The following is a 14986-nucleotide window of genomic DNA, read 5'->3' on the forward strand; positions in this document are numbered from 1 at the left end:
CTCGGTGCGCTCGGTGCGCTCGGGTTTCTCGGCGCGCTTGTTGCGCTCGGGTTGCCCGGTGTTCTCGGCAGCAGGTGTTCCCGGTGGTCCCTCCGGCCGCTAAGGGCACTCCTCCGCTGGGAACGGAAAGGCCCGGTCCCCCGCGAGGGGACCGGGCCTTCGTATGTCCGCCGGTCAGGAAGCCGGCGATGCCGGTGGCGCCGGTGGCGCCGGTGGCGTCAGGTGCTGCAGACGTCGGTCTTGGAGTCGACGACCCGGGCGCTGTCGGGGATGGTGACCGGGATCTTGACGTTCTTGAAGTCGGCCCCGATGACCAGCTGGATGATGGGGGACCCGGGCGGCGGCGTGGCGTTCGCGCCGGCCGGCGGCGTGGCGGACGTCACCGACGGGGTGAACGGCTGGAGGAGTCCGGCCTTGACCTTGCCCGCGGCCGGAGTGACCTTGGGCGCCAGCTTCGCGGCCACCGGGTCGGCGTAGTCGGCGCCGTCGGCGGCGTTCTTCGCGTACAGCAGCATGGTCTTCGGCCGGTCGGTGCCGTCCGCGTTGCGCGCGTCGCCGACCTGTGTGACCTTGAAGCCCTGCGCCGCCAGCGCCTCGGCGACCTCCCTGGCCTTGCCCGAGGTGTTGGTGCCGTTGACCACCTGGATGCGCACCTCGCCCGGCTTGACCGCCGGCTTGGCCGGCCCCGCGGAGGACGACGCGCTCGGCTTGGGCGGCGGGGTGACCTCGATGTCCGTGCGCAGCGACTCGAACATCTTGCTCGCGTCCGGCTGCTTCCACTGGACGCGGTTCTTGTCCTCGGTGTACGGCTCCCAGGGAACCGTGACGAACTTGACGCCCTTGGCGGTGAGGCTGCGCGCGCTCTGGGCGATCTGGATCAGCGTGTCGACGTCGAGCTGCGGGTCCATGACGACCGAGTGGGCGCCCGCCGTGACGAGGCTCAGCAGCTTGGGCGGGTTGGTCAGGGTGTCGCCGCTGGTGGCCTTCTTCACGACCTGGGACAGGAAGATCTGCTGCCGCTTGATGCGGCTGATGTCGCTGCCGTCGCCGAGCGAGTGGCGGGCGCGGACGTAGGCGAGCGCGGTCTCGCCCTTGACGATCTGCTTGCCCGCCTGCAGGTGGAGTTTGGCCTGCCGGTCGTCCACCGCCGTGGGCACGCAGATCTGGATGCCTTCCAGCGCGTCGACGATGGCCTTGAAGCCGGTGAAGTCGACCTTGATGTAGTGGTCGACGCGGATGTTGGTGTTCGCCTCGATCGTGTTGATCGTGCAGCCCATGCCGCCCTCGTTGAAGGCGGAGTTGATCATGTCCAGGCGCGGCGGCATGGCCACCTTGGTGCGGGCGTTCTTGCACGCCGGGATCTGCACCATCGAGTCGCGCGGGAAGCTGATCAGCGTCGCCTTGTCGCGGTTCGGCGACACGTGCATGAGGATGATCGTGTCGGTGCGCTCGCCCAGGTCGCCCATGTGCTGGCCGTACTTCTTGTTGTCGCCCGCGCGGGAGTCGGAGCCGACCAGCAGTACGTTGAGCGCGCCGGTGGCGTTCACCGGGCGGTTGGCGTTGAGATCGCCGCTGACGTCCTCTGTGCGGACCTCGCCCAGCACGTTGCGGTAGAGCGTGTAGCCGGTGAGCGACAGCAGCACCATGACGCTGGTCAGCGCGATGCTGACGTAGGCCAGGACGCGCATGCGCCCGCCGCCGCCATGGGGAGCGCGGCCGCCGCCTCCGGCGCCGCCGTCACCGCCGCCGCCGCCGCGCCGGCGGCCCCGGCCCGGCCCGTCCGGTGGGGGAGGGGGCGCCTCGACGGGAACGCCCCGCTGGCGTCCGCCGCGCGTCTCGTCCACGCCGGGGAAATCCTGTGGCCCCGAGGGATGGTTCTCGTACGGGCCGTAGGGGCCCGCGGGTCGTACGGGTTCCTGGGTGCCGGGGGGAACGCCTCTGCGGCGACGGCCTCCCTCGCGGGGAGGGGCGTCGGAGTGAGGTTCCATCGCGCCGTCGCGGCTGGACCGGCGACCGGGCGCGGAGGACGCCGTCCGGTTGTCCCTGACCGTGGCGCCGTGTCGGTGCTCGCTCATTTCGTCACGAGGTTAGGTCACCGGCCCGGTTCTGGGCAGCATGATCGGGTGAACAGGCGCAAGATCATGTTTACTCCAGAGGGGGTTGATCAGGCGGCCAAGCATACTGATACGAGGATATTTCCTGGAATAACCGAATCGGTGGCTTTACCGGAAGTTCACAGGATCACCAGGTCACGACTATCATGACCGATCTTCCTGCCGGGCCGTCAGGAGCGCGGCGGCGAGGAACGCGAGCGGCACGGCGGGCAGCACGTAGCGGTAGTCGAACTCCGCGGTGGCCGCCGGAACGACCAGCAAAGACACCGCCATGACCCACGGCAGCCCCCACGCTTGACCTACGCCCGCCCCATGCGCCCGCCGTCTCCTCCACGCGCGGGCGGCGGCGACGGCCGGAGGCAGCAGCAGGACGGCCAGCAGCACCGTTCCCGGCGCCCCGGCCACGTCCTGGTAGGCGCGCATCCACCCCGCGAACGGCTCGACGACGCGCGTGTCGACGGGACCCCGCTCGTAGCGCACGGCGAGATCGGCGCCGTGCGCGGCGGGGAAGCGGTCGGGCGGCGCGGGCGTCCGGGACGGGAACTCGTAATAGTCGTAGGTCACCTGGTCGGGATAGACCGGCCGGCCCCAGGCGAACGAGCGGACGAGTTCCGACAGCACCGAGGCGGCGTAGTCGGCCGGTTGGCTGCGCAGGGCGAGGAACGCGAACCGCCCGGCGAGCCGGTCGGTCTCCGCCGTGAAGGTGATGCCGGGCAGCGCCACCAGCGGCGCGTCCGGCGCCCACACGTACTCCTGGGACGGCGGGCGGCGCGAGGGCGGCCTGCTGTCGCACAGCACCGCCAGGTCCGCGGGCGGGCGCATGACGGCGCAGTCGGCGAACGACATCGTCCGCCCGTACAGGAACACCCCGTTGGAGCCGACGATGCCCACCCGGTGGTAGGTCGCCCAGAACCACGCGGCGTACCCGGCGATCGGCACCGCCGCCACCAGCACCAGCACCGCCACCAGGCGCCCGCCGCGCGCGAGCCCGCCCAGCCCTCCGCGCACCTCCGCCCTCGCGTGGCGGATCAGCAGCCAGGCCGCCACCACCGCGAGCAGTGGGAGTCCCACCGTCCGCGTCAGCGTGGCGGCGCCCAGCAGCGCGCCCGCGACGCAGGCCGAACGCCAGGTGGGCCTGCCGAGCAGCGCGAAAACCGCCGCCACCAGCAGAAAGGCGAACAGCGTGTCCGAGACGAGCAGGTGCTCCAGCTGGATCTGGTAGGCGTCGAGCAGCACGGGGGCGGCCGCGAGCGTGGCAGCCCAGGCTCGTCCCCCGGCGCGGTTCACGGCCGCGTACACCAGCACGCCGACGGCGAGCCCGAGCAGGTGCTGGACGAACGCCACGAAGCCGAAGCCGTGGAACGGCTCCAGCAGCCGCAGGAACAGGGAGTACCCGGCCGGGCGCACCAGGTCGGGGCGGGGGTGCAGCGCCGTCACCACGTAGGTGTAGGAGTCGGGGAACCAGAGCGCCGGCCGATAGCCCATCATGGCCACCACTCTCAGGGCCGCGCCCAGCCCGAGGACCCCGAGGAACCAGCGGTGTGCCCGCAGGGCCTGCCGCGACGGAGCCCACCGCCCCAGGCGCGGTCGCGGAGCCCACCGTCCTGGGCGCAGGCGCAGGCGCGGGCCACGCCAGGCCGGCAGCCGCCCGGACGGCCCTCTCGTGCCGTCCCGCAGCCCGGAGCCCTGTCCCGCCGCGACCACTCCACCCCCAGCCCATCGCCACCCGCGTCCCGGCTACCCGAAACGTCCGACGAAGCCCGATCAACGAAACCGGTACCCGGAACCGAGTACGCGCCGTTACGTTACCCGTCCGCCACACGGCGATGAGGCGCACACACGTCAGGGGAGCCGCGGTGGGGGAAGGTAAAGGGGCGAGGGAGGGGCGGGGCCGGCGGTCGCGAGGCGGAGCCGGGGGCCGCGAGGTGGAGGGCCAGGGCGACGAGGGGGGCGGAGAGTCGCGAGGTGGTGGAAGGGGCGGCTTGGCGTACGGGGGCGGGGTGGCCGTTAGGCTCGCGGGGCTGATGGACGGAGTGTGGCGCGATCGCTCATGGTGGCCGCCGGCGGGCCGGGTGCTCGCGGCGGTCACGGTCATGCCCGTGCTCGCGCTGACCGGCTGGCTGCTCGCAGGGCTGCCGCTGCTGATGGCCGGCTGGTTCCGCCCGCTGCCGGCGCTCCTGCTCGGCGGCACCCTCGCCGTGGTCCTGTGCCTGTACGGCGCGGGGGCCAGAGTCCGGCTGGACGGTGTGAAGGCCGGGGGCCGACTGGGCGGTCCAGGAGCCGGGGGCCGGCTGGGCGGTGCGGGGGTCAGGGGCCGGCGGAACGGCGCGGGGCCTGGTGAGCGGGGGAAGGGGCGCTGGGCCGCCGAGGGCGGCGGGGAGGTGGCGGACGCCTCCGCCTGGCATGTGGCGGCGGTCGTGGGCATCGCGGCCGCCTCCGGGGTGTTCAACGCCGTCTTCCACACCGAGCAACTGATCGTCCGCAGGGACCCGGCGACGTACGCGCAGTACACCGCCTGGCTGGCCGGGCACGGCTTCCTTCCCATCCCGTACCCCACGGCGGCGTTCGGCGGCCCCGATCCGGCGCTGCGGTTCGACAGCGTGGGGTTCTACGACCACGGCGGCGCGGTGGTGCCGCAGTTCATGCCGGGAGCGCCGCTCGTCGACGCCGTCGGCGACTGGCTCGCGGGGCTGTCCGGCCTGCTGTTGACGCCGCCGGTGCTCGGCGCCCTGGCCGTGCTGACCGTGGCCGGGGTCGCCGCCCGGCTGGCGGGCGCGCGGTGGGCGCCCGCGGCGGCGCTCACGTTCGCGGTGGCGCTGCCGATCCTCTACACCTCGCGCACCACCTTCAGCGAGATCCCGTCCCTCATCCTGATCTTCGGGGGCATGGCGCTGGCCGCCGACGCGCGCGGCAGGACGCGGGGCGCGGCGGTGCTCGCGGGGCTCGCCTTCGGTCTCGCCGTCCTCGTGCGCATCGACGGGCTGCGCGACGTGCTTCCTGTGCTCGCCTACGCGGGCGTGCTGATCGCGCTGCGGGGCCGGAGCGGCCGGGGCGAGGCGTACGCGCGCATGGGCGTGCCGCTGCTCGGAGGCCTGCTCGCGGGGGCCGGCCTGGGGCTGGTCGCCGCGTTCTTCCTGGCCAGGCCCTATCTCAACTATCTGTCGGACTCGGTCAAGCCGCTGCTCGCCATCTGCGGGCTGGTGCTCGCGCTGACCGTGGCGGGCGCTGTGGCCGGGCCGAGGGTCGTCCCGGCGGCCTGGGACGCCGTGCGCGCGTGGCGTCCGGCGCGCCGCCTGCCCGACGTGGCGGCGGTGCTGGTCGTCCTGGTCATGGCCGGGTTCGCCGTGCGTCCCTGGGTGCAGACCGTGCGGCGGGTGCCCGGAACGGTGGAGGACGCCCTCAACTCCGTCTTCATCGGGTGGACGCAGAAGGCGAACGGGCTGCCGAGCGATCCGGGCCGCCTGTATTCGGAGCAGTCGCTGTACTGGGTGATCTGGTACGTCGGCGTGCCCGTGGTCATGCTGGCCACGCTGGCCGCCGCCGTGATGGCGCGGCGGATGGCACAGGGCAAGGGCTTCCTCTGGCTGCTGCCGCTGGCGATCATCGGCTGGACGACCGTGACCACTCTGTGGCGGCCGGCCATCACGCCGGACCACCCGTTCGCGTCGCGGCGGCTGGTGCCGGTGGTGATCCCCGGCCTGATCGTCCTGGCCGCGTGGGGCCTGCGCTGGGCGTGGGAGAAGATCCGCGACGCCGGGTACGGGCCGGCGTCCATGCGCCGGCTGGCCGCGGCGGGCGCCGTGCTGCTGGTGGCGCCCGCCGCGGTGACCTCGATCGGCACGGCGTTCACGCCCGTGGAGCGCGGGGAGGCGGCGGCGGTGCGGGGGCTGTGCGCCGCGCTGCCGCGTGACGCCTCGGTCCTGCTCGTCGAGCGGGTCACCGGCGAGCGGTTCACGCAGGTCGTCCGCGCCATGTGCGACCGCCCGGCCGCGCAGGTCCGCCAGGCGGGCGGGACGGCGCCGCCGGCGGGCTCCCCGGCGGAGACCACGGAGGACGCCGGTCAGGCGGGCACGAGCCGTGACGTGGCGGCGGCCTCCGACGTGTCCCGCCTGGCCGCGCGGATACGCGCGGCCGGCCGCGTCCCGGTGCTGCTGGCCGCCGAGCGGGTGCAGCTGGTGCGGTACGGCACGCCCACGCAGGTGGTGAGGCTCCGCGCCCGCCAGGACGAGCGTTCTCTGGTCGACCCGCCGAACGGCACCTGGTCGTTCTCCATCGACGTCTGGATGGTCATTCCGCGACCCGAGTGAGGACGGGCCGGCCACGGTGGCGGGCGGCGGCGGCGCGGTTGACGGCGGGCGGTCGCGATCGGGAGAGTTGGGCGGCATGGAATGGCGAGTGGAGCCGCCCGAGGCCGGCGAGGAACTGTCGTTCGGGGACGGCGACCCCGAGCGGGAGTCGCGCTTACAGGCGTGGGAGGCGGCCGGCAGGCGGTGGGCGTCGGCCCACCGGAGGCTGCTGGCGGTCGGGGCGGCCGTCGTCGTCCTGCTCGGGCTGCTGGGGAGCGGCGGCTGGTACCTGTACCAGGAGTCGCGCAAGCCGCTCCCGCCGCCGGACGCCGCGCTGCCGGTCCAGGACCGGTTCACGGTCTCACTGTGCCAGGGCAGGTTCTTCAGGTGTCCGTCCGGGACCAGGGGAGCCGAGGCGGCCAAGGACACCCGCCGCCTGGAGGAGCGCCTGCGCGCGATCCCGGGAGTCGTCTCGCTGCGGTTCGTCAGCAGGGAGGCCAGGTATCAACGCATGTCGGACAAGACGTACATCGACCCGGACGGCCGCACGGGGCGGATCACCCTGGACATGATGCAGGACACGTTCGAGGGCGTGCTCCGCGACCCCGCCCTGTTCGGCCAGGTGGCGGAGCAGGCGCGGCGCATCGCGGGCGTGGAGAGGGCGGACCGGCTGCCGACGGACTTCTGGCAGGGCAGGGCGGACGTCACGGTGACGTTGTGCCGCAATGATCCCGCGCGGGTGTGCGCGCCGCTCAAGCACCGCCCGCTCACCGAAGAGGAGAAGCAGGCCATCCTCGACAGGATCCGCGAGGTGCGCGGGGTGGAGAAGGTCTACTTCGAGGACCAGTCCCATGCGTTGAGGCTGGAGCGCCACTACTACCCGGAGGGGTCGCCGTACGAGGGGCCGATCCTGCTGGGCGACATGAACGAGTCCTACCACGTGAAGATCGCCGGGCCGGACGCCGCCCGGCGTGTACGGGAGGCGCTCAAGGGTGTGACCGGCGTGCAGTTGGTGTGGTGACCGCCAGGGGCGGTGATGTCGCCGGGCGCCGCGACGTGGGACAGATCACGCAGAGCGCGGCATACAGCCCGAAGAGCCGGGAAGGACACAAATGGGATTGAGAAGAGTCCCAGATGGGGTCGGGGGCCACTCGTATGCCGGCCGCGCACTGTATCCTCGCCCGACGTGAGTGTGACCGAGACGCCTGAGACTGGATCCGCCGTGGACGCCAAACCGTATGTGACGATCGTCCTGCCCTGTTACAACGAGCAGGATCACGTCATCGCCGAGGTAGAGCGCATCTGCGGCGCGATGGACGCGAGCGGTTACACCTATGAGCTGATGGCCGTGGACGACCACTCCACCGACGACACCCTCGCCCGGCTGCGCGAGGCCGCGCCCCGGTTCCCCGAGATGCGCATCGTCGCCTTCCACCGCAACGGCGGCTCGGGCACGGTGCGGCGCATCGGCACCCAGGACGCGCGCGGCGAGATCGTCGTGTGGACCGACGCCGACATGACCTACCCCAACGAGCGCATCCCCGAGCTGGTGCAGATCCTGGAGAAGGATCCGACGATCGACCAGGTCGTGGGCGCGCGCACCAGCGAGCAGGGCTCGCACAAGATCCTGCGCGTGCCGGCCAAGTGGTTCATCCGCAAGGTCGCCGAGCGCCTGGCGGGGCAGGAGATCCCCGACCTGAACTCCGGCCTGCGGGCCTTCCGCAAGTCGGTCTCGCTGCCGTACCTGCGCCTGCTGCCTCCCGGGTTCTCCTGCGTGACGACGATCACGCTGGCGTTCCTGTCGAACCAGCACGACGTGCACTACATGCCGATCGAGTACAGCAAGCGGGCGGGGACGTCGAAGTTCAGCTTCATCTCCGACGCCTACCGCTACATCTTGCAGGTGCTGCGCATGGTGATGTACTTCAACCCGCTCAAGGTGCTGATGCCGCCGGCGATCTGGCTGGTCGTGATCGCGCTGGGCAAGGGCGTCGTCGACATGATCCGGCACCCGTTCTACTTCCCGGCGAGCACGGTGATGACCTTCCTGTCCGGGTTGATCATCGGATCGCTGGCGCTGCTCGCCGACCTGATCGTGCGATCCCGGGGCGAATGACGTGCGCGTCGCGATCGTCGGGCCGACCTACCCGTACAAGGGCGGCGGGGCGCAGCACACGACCGAGCTGGCCCACCGGCTGACGGCGCTCGGCCACGACGTCGTGATCGAGTCCTGGCGCGCCCAGTACCCGTCCTTCCTGTACCCGGGGCAGCAGACGATCTCCTCGCCGGAGGGCGAGCCGTTCGCGCACGTCCGGCGGGACCTCGACTGGCGCCGTCCCGACGGGTGGCTGCGCTGCGGGCGCCGGCTGCGCGGCGCCGACCTCGCCGTGCTGACCCTGCTCAGTCCCGTGCAGGTGCCGCCTTACCTCGGCATCCTGGCAGGGCTGCGCCGTGCGACCGAGGTGGTCGCGCTCTGCCACAACGTGCTGCCGCACGAACGCAAGCCGTATGACGCGCCGCTGGTGAAGGCCCTGCTGCGGCGGGTCGACCGGGTGCTCGCGCACTCGCGGGAGCAGGCGGCGACGGCCGGTGGGCTCACGCCCGCGCCGGTGAGGGTGGCCGGGCTGCCGCCGCATCTTCCCGCCACGAGCGCCCCGCCCGCGGGCGGGGGCGGCGGGGTGCGCCGCAGGCTGCTCTTCTTCGGCATGGTGCGCCCGTACAAGGGCCTCGACCTGCTGCTGCGCGCCCTCGCCCAGGTCCCTGACGTGTCGCTCACGGTGGCGGGCGAGTTCTGGGGCGGCCTGGACGAGACGCGCGCCCTGATCGCCGAGCTGGGCCTGGGCGACCGGGTCGACCTGCGGCCCGGGTACGTGGCGGCCGGCGAGGTGCCGGGGCTGTTCGCCGGGGCCGACGCCCTGGTGCTGCCCTACCGGTCGGCCACGGCCAGCCAGAACGCCTGGCTCGGCCACGAGCACGGCCTGCCGGTCATCGCCACCCGGGTGGGCGCGCTGGCCGACCACATCACCGACGGCGTGGACGGCCTGCTCGCCGAGCCCGGCTCGGTGGACGCGCTGACCGGGGTGATCACCCGGTTCTACGAAGAGGGCGAGCCCGAGCGGCTGCGCCAGGGCGTCAAGGCCGTCGACCCCGAGCCTTTCTGGGCCGCGTACACGACCGCCCTGCTCTCCGCGGGAGCCTGACCGCGTACGAGCTCTACCTGGCCGCGTACGCCGGTTCGCTCTCGGCGGGAGCCTGACCGCGCGCGGCCACGAACCCGATGCCGGCCCAGACGGCGTCGGCCAGCGTGAACGCGAGCCGGGACACCACCGCGACGACCAGCGCGTGCGGGGCGTCCAGGACGGGCGTGAGCACCAGCACCATGGCGCCCTCGCGGACGCCGATGCCCGCCGGGACGATCACGGTGAGCAGCCCGGTCACCCAGGCGAGCGCGTACGCCCCGGCGGCGACGGCGAACAGCGACGGGCCGCCCCCCGGGCGCATGTCGTCGAGCAGCAGCCAGATGTGCACGCCGTAGAACAGCCAGCCGGCCATCGTCCAGGCGGCCGCCACGAGCATCGCGGACCCGGGAAGCACCTGGTCGAGGGGCTCCTTGCGGGCGACCCGCAGCGCGAGGTTCAGCCCGAACGTCAGCACGCGGGGATGCAGCCCGAGCACGATGAAGGGGATCAGCAGCAGCAGGTACCACGCCTGCCGCACCACATCTTGCGAGGTCAGCGGCAAGGTGACCGCGGCGAGGGCCAGCGCGCAGCCGAGCGAGACCACCAGCCCGACCACGGTCGCGCCGAACGTCCGGCGCGGCGGGGAGCCGTGGTCGCGGGCCAGCTCCATCATGGCGGCGAACGCCCACACCGAGCCGGGGACGTACTTGCCGAGCTGCCCCACGAACAGCACCTTGGCGGCGACCCGCAGCGGCAGGTGCGTGCCGAACCCGGCGAGCACCACCTGCCAGGCCACGAGCATGAACCCGAGCCCGGCCAGGACGGCGGCGAAGGACCCCGCCACCGTCCACCACGACAGCCGGCCGAGGGCGGCGACGGTGCCGTTCCAGTTGCGGGACAGGCCGTATGCCAGGAAGGCGAGGGCGACGAGCGCGAGCCCCGCCCGGAGCAGGGGACTTGATCGCAACCGGCTCAGCATCCGCCCAGCGTACGACGACCTGTTACCCGCCGGTAGCCGTCCGGCTCATGCCGTTGCGTGATCATGGACCTTCCCTGACCATACGAGGCCCGCCGCCCCTACCCACTAAAGTTGGGCGGCGTGGGCACTGAACGGGTGGCGCAGCTTGCGTATTCGGAGATCCAGGCGGCGATGCTGGACGAGGCGAAGCGGCGCCGCAAGGCCTCCAAGATCATCGCCGTGCTCGCGCACTTCCTGGGCCGCGACCCCGTTCCCGGGCCCGGCGCGCCGGGGGTGCTCGACGGGCTGACGGTGGCCGACATCGGGTGCTCGGCCGGGTTCATCGCCGACGAGCTGGCGTCGGCGGGCGCGCGGCACGCGTTCGGGGTCGACATCGACGTGCCCGGCCTGCGCAAGGCGGACGAGCGGTTCGGCGAGCGGGTGGAGTTCGTCTGCGCCGACGGCACGGCGCTGCCGTTCCCCGACGGCTCGATGGACGTGCTGGTGCTGAACCACATCTACGAGCACGTGGTCGACCCTGACGCGGTGGTGCGCGAGCTGCACCGCGTGCTGGCCGACGACGGCGTGCTGTACCTGGGGCTGGGCAACCGGCTCGGCGTGATGGAACCGCACTACAAGCTGCCGTTCCTCTCCTACCTCCCGCCGTCGCTGGCCGACCGCTACGTGCGCGCCTTCGGCCGCGCCGACCACTACTACGAGCGGTTCCGCACGCGGGCCGGGCTGCGCCGCATGCTCGCCGGCTTCCACGTCTGGGACTACTCCTTCCCCGTGCTCGCCTCGCCCGGGCGCTTCGCCGGCGCCGAGCTGTTCCCGGGCGCCGTCGGGCGGGTCGCGCAGGGCACGCTGGCGAGGACGCCGCGCCCGGCGCTGCGCGCGCTGCTGCCCGTCGTGCCGACCTACCTGTGGGTGGCGACCAAGACGCCGCGCAGGCCGCTCGGGCCCGCCCTCCCGCAGGCCCCGGCGCCGGTGCGCATCCCACAACCGGTACGCACCTCGTGACCGGTACGCGCCCCGCGACCGCTTCGCCTCCGCGCGTGACACGCAAGAAGCTGATCCGCCTGGTGTTCCTGCTGGTGGCCCTCGGGTTCGGCGTGTGGGCCGTCGCCGGGCGGTGGGCGCAGGTGGCCGACGGGTTCTCCCGCCTGTCCTGGCCGCTGCTCGCCGGTTCGCTCGTGGCCGTGCTGGCGGCTCTGGCGGCCGGCATGCTGATGTGGCGCGCCCTGCTGGCCGACCTCGGGTCGCCCCTGCCGCTCACCGGCGCGGCCAAGGTCTTCTTCGTGGGCCAGCTCGGCAAGTACATCCCCGGGTCGCTGTGGCCGGTGCTCGCGCAGATGGAGATGGGCAAGGACCTCGGTGTCCCGCGCTCGCGCAGCGCCACCGCCTTCTTCCTGACATATCCCATCTATCTGGCCAGTGGTCTGTCCGTGGCCGCTCTCACCCTGCCCGTCTTCGCCGGCGACTCCGTGGCCCGCTACGCCTGGCTGCTCCTGCTGCTCCCCGTGCTCGTCGCCGGGCTGCACCCCCGCGTCGTCAACGGCGTGCTCGCCTTCGGCCTGCGGCTGCTCAGACGGCCGCCGCTGGAGCGTCCGCTGAGCCGCCGCGGGGTGCTCGCCTCGGCCGGGTGGGCCTTCGCCGGCTGGGCCGCCTACGGGGTCCACCTGTGGCTCCTCGTGGCGGGCCTCGGCGCGGCCGGGCCGCGGGCCCTGCTGCTGTCCCCCGGGGCGTTCGCGCTCGCCTGGTGCCTGGGCTTCATCGTCGTCATCGCGCCCGCCGGGGCGGGAGTGCGCGAGGTGGCGCTGGTGGCGGCGCTGGCCCCGGTCCTCGACGCCGGGTCGGCGGTCGCGGCGGCGCTGTGCTCGCGGCTGCTGGTCTCGCTAGGCGACCTGGTGTGCGCGGGCCTCGCGGGCCTGGCCGCCCGGCACACGGATATCGTTCCCGTCTCGGCCGATCACGACTGATTTTTCGCATTCGTTGCCCGCTCGACGCCCTAAATGCGTGTCATATCTCTCCCGATTCGGGGGACCCGCGCAATAGAGTGAAGCCGATGGGGATCGGGGGCGAGAGTCCGGCCGCGGCTGCGGGACACCAAGGTGCTCTGCCGGTCGACGGCGATCCGGTGCTCTTCGCCTGTGCGCGATCTCCGCATTGGCCTGCACGGAGATCGGAAGGGAGCGATCGCTCTTGACGCCCCGAGTGCTCGTCGACGCCGCGGCGGTGCCCGCCGACCGCGGCGCCCTGATCCGCTACGTCGACGGGCTGGTCGCCGCACTTGACCGGGCGGGCGCCGACCTCGCGGTCGTCTGCCAGAGGGCAGACGCCGAGCGCTACGGCAAGATCGCGCCATCCGCCCGCATCCTCGCCGGGCCGCCGGCGATCACCAACCGGGCCGCCCGGCTGGTCTGGGAGCAGACCGGCATCCCGGTGGTGGCCCGCCAGGTCGGCGCGCAGGTGATCCACGCCCCCTACTACTCCATCCCGCTGCACGCCGGGCTGCCCACGGTCGCGACCGTGCACGACGTCACCTGCTTCACCGAGCCCGACAGGCACGACACCATCAGGTCGTCCTTCTTCCGCGCGGCGACCCGCACGGCGGTCCGCGGCGCCGAGCGGGTCATCGTGCCGTCCAAGGCCACCCGTGACGAACTGGTGCGGGTGCTCGCGGCCGATCCGACGCGCATCGACGTCGCCTACCACGGGGTCGACCGGGCGCTGTTCCACCGGCCTTCCGAGGACGAGATCAAAAGGGTGGCCGGCCGGCTGGGGCTGCGCGGCCGCCCGTACGTCGCCTTCCTCGGCGCCTTCGAGCCGCGCAAGAACGTCCCGAACCTGGTGAAGGGCTTCGGCCAGGCCGTCGGCGACCTGCCGTCGCCGCCGGCGCTGGTCCTGGCGAGCGCGGCCGGCTGGAGCGACGAGGTGGACGAGGCGATCAGCGGGCTCCCGGTGACCGTGCGGGTGGTGCGGCCGGGCTACCTGTCCTTCGCCGACCTGCCCGGCTTCCTCGGCGGCGCCGTCGTGGTCGCCTTCCCCTCCCGCGGCGAGGGGTTCGGGCTGCCCGTGCTGGAGGCCATGGCCTGCGGGGCGCCGGTGCTGACCACCCACCGCACGTCGCTGCCCGAGGTCGGCGGGGAGGCCGTCGCCTACACCGAGCCCGACGTCGAGAGCATCAGGGGCGCTCTGAGGACGTTGCTGGAGTCTCCCGAACGACGGCACACGCTGGCCGAGGCGGGTCTGGCCAGGTCGAGAGAGTTCACCTGGGACGCCTCGGCCGAGGCGCACATGATGAGCTATCAACGGGCGGTCGATCAGTGAGCTAGCCTCACGGTGTGACGAGCAGCTACTCGCCGGAGTCGGCGCATCTCGAGGCCATTCTCCTTGTAGGTGGACAAGGCACCCGTCTGCGCCCCCTCACCTTGAGCACCCCCAAGCCGCTGCTTCCGACAGCCGGCGTCCCCTTCCTCGCCCACCAGCTCGCCCGCGCCAGGTCGTCCGGCGTCCGGCGCATCGTCTTCGCCACCTCCTACCGCGCCTCCATGTTCGCGGAGGCGTTCGGCGACGGCTCCGCCTTCGGCCTGTCACTGGAGTACATGACCGAAGAGACCCCGCTCGGCACCGGCGGGGCCATCCGCAACGCCGCCCAGGCGCTGACCTGCGGCCCGGACGCGCCGGTGCTCGTGCTCAACGGCGACATCCTCTCCGGGCACGACATCTCCGAGCAGGTCGGCATGCACGTGACGCGGCGGGCGGCGATCACGCTCCACCTCACCGAGGTGGACGACCCGTCGCGGTTCGGGTGCGTGCCCACCGACGAGGAGGGCCGGGTGACCGCCTTCCTCGAGAAGACCCCCAACCCGGTGACCAACCGCATCAACGCCGGATGCTACGTCTTCCAGCGTTCGGTCATCGACCGGATCCCGGAGGGGCAGGTGATCTCCGTCGAACGCGAGACGTTCCCCGGCATGATCACCGCCGGTGAGCTCGTGCTCGGGTACGCCGACCGTTCGTACTGGCTGGACGTGGGCACCCCCGCGGCGTTCGTCCAGGGCTCCTGCGACCTGGTGCTGGGCCGCCTGCCCTCTCCGGCGCTGCCCGGCCCGTGCGGGGAGTTCCTGACGATGCCCGGGGCCGAGGTCTCGCCCAGCGCCAAGATCGAGGGCGGCTCGGTCGTGGGGCCGAGGGCGGTCGTCGAGTCCGACGCCTCGGTCCACGGCAGCGTGCTGGACGCCGACTGCGTGATCGAGTCCGGGGCGGTCGTCGTCGACTCGGTGGTCGGCGCGCAGGCCAGGGTCGCCTCCGGAGCGGTGCTGCGCAACGCCGTCATCGGAGACGGCGCGGTCGTGGGGTCCGGCAACGAGCTGCTGGCCGGCGCCCGCGTCTGGCCGGGCGTGCGGCTGCCGCCGAACGCGGTCCGCTTCTCCAGCGACGTCTGAT

Annotated in this window: 11 protein-coding genes; 8 read left to right on the forward strand and 3 right to left on the reverse strand. The window is 72.8% G+C overall.

The annotated features are described in order from the left end of the window. Positions 1-218: 218 nt before the first annotated feature. Entirely contained in the window at positions 219-2075 is a 1857-nt protein-coding gene (locus ACFO60_RS12370) for an LCP family protein (RefSeq protein ID WP_380840199.1), read from the reverse strand. Positions 2076-2258: 183 nt separating this feature from the next. Then, positions 2259-3602 carry a phospholipid carrier-dependent glycosyltransferase gene (locus ACFO60_RS12375; RefSeq protein ID WP_380840200.1) on the reverse strand — a complete coding sequence of 448 codons (1344 nt, stop codon included), beginning with the start codon at positions 3600-3602 and terminating at the stop codon, positions 2259-2261. A gap of 536 nt (positions 3603-4138) precedes the next feature. Between ACFO60_RS12375 and ACFO60_RS12380 the strand changes: the two genes are divergently transcribed. From ACFO60_RS12380 to ACFO60_RS12395, 4 genes are all read left to right on the forward strand, one after another. Further along, positions 4139-6421, forward strand: a complete 2283-nt coding sequence (locus ACFO60_RS12380; RefSeq protein WP_380840201.1) for a hypothetical protein — start codon at positions 4139-4141, stop codon at positions 6419-6421. Positions 6422-6497: 76 nt separating this feature from the next. Then, positions 6498-7421 (forward strand): permease-like cell division protein FtsX, encoded by a 924-nt coding sequence (locus ACFO60_RS12385; protein ID WP_380840202.1) that lies wholly within the window; start codon positions 6498-6500, stop codon positions 7419-7421. A gap of 165 nt (positions 7422-7586) precedes the next feature. Beyond that, the gene (locus tag ACFO60_RS12390) at positions 7587-8516 is read left to right on the forward strand and encodes a glycosyltransferase family 2 protein (RefSeq protein WP_380840203.1); all 930 of its coding nucleotides are present in this window, start codon (positions 7587-7589) and stop codon (positions 8514-8516) included. 1 nt (position 8517) lies between these two features. Further along, positions 8518-9600 carry a glycosyltransferase family 4 protein gene (locus ACFO60_RS12395; protein WP_380840204.1) on the forward strand — a complete coding sequence of 361 codons (1083 nt, stop codon included), beginning with the start codon at positions 8518-8520 and terminating at the stop codon, positions 9598-9600. 13 nt (positions 9601-9613) lie between these two features. Here the strand turns inward: ACFO60_RS12395 and ACFO60_RS12400 are convergent, their stop codons facing one another. Further along, positions 9614-10558, reverse strand: coding sequence for a lysylphosphatidylglycerol synthase domain-containing protein (locus ACFO60_RS12400; RefSeq protein WP_380840205.1), 945 nt, complete (start codon positions 10556-10558; stop codon positions 9614-9616). Positions 10559-10678: 120 nt separating this feature from the next. On the opposite strand from ACFO60_RS12400, the gene ACFO60_RS12405 reads away from it, so the two are divergent. From ACFO60_RS12405 to manB, 4 genes are all read left to right on the forward strand, one after another. Further along, complete coding sequence (locus tag ACFO60_RS12405; RefSeq protein WP_380840206.1) at positions 10679-11557, forward strand: class I SAM-dependent methyltransferase; 879 nt, start codon at positions 10679-10681, stop codon at positions 11555-11557. A gap of 35 nt (positions 11558-11592) precedes the next feature. After that, positions 11593-12516, forward strand: coding sequence for a lysylphosphatidylglycerol synthase domain-containing protein (locus tag ACFO60_RS12410; protein ID WP_380840207.1), 924 nt, complete (start codon positions 11593-11595; stop codon positions 12514-12516). A 223-nt stretch (positions 12517-12739) separates the two neighbouring features. Then, positions 12740-13867 carry a glycosyltransferase family 4 protein gene (locus ACFO60_RS12415; protein ID WP_380840208.1) on the forward strand — a complete coding sequence of 376 codons (1128 nt, stop codon included), beginning with the start codon at positions 12740-12742 and terminating at the stop codon, positions 13865-13867. 14 nt (positions 13868-13881) lie between these two features. Beyond that, the gene (manB, locus tag ACFO60_RS12420; RefSeq protein WP_380840209.1) at positions 13882-14985 is read left to right on the forward strand and encodes a mannose-1-phosphate guanylyltransferase; all 1104 of its coding nucleotides are present in this window, start codon (positions 13882-13884) and stop codon (positions 14983-14985) included. The last annotated feature ends 1 nt before the right edge of the window (position 14986 follow it).

This window comes from Sphaerisporangium dianthi, assembly GCF_042654065.1.
Classification (GTDB): Bacteria; Actinomycetota; Actinomycetes; order Streptosporangiales; family Streptosporangiaceae; genus Sphaerisporangium; species Sphaerisporangium dianthi.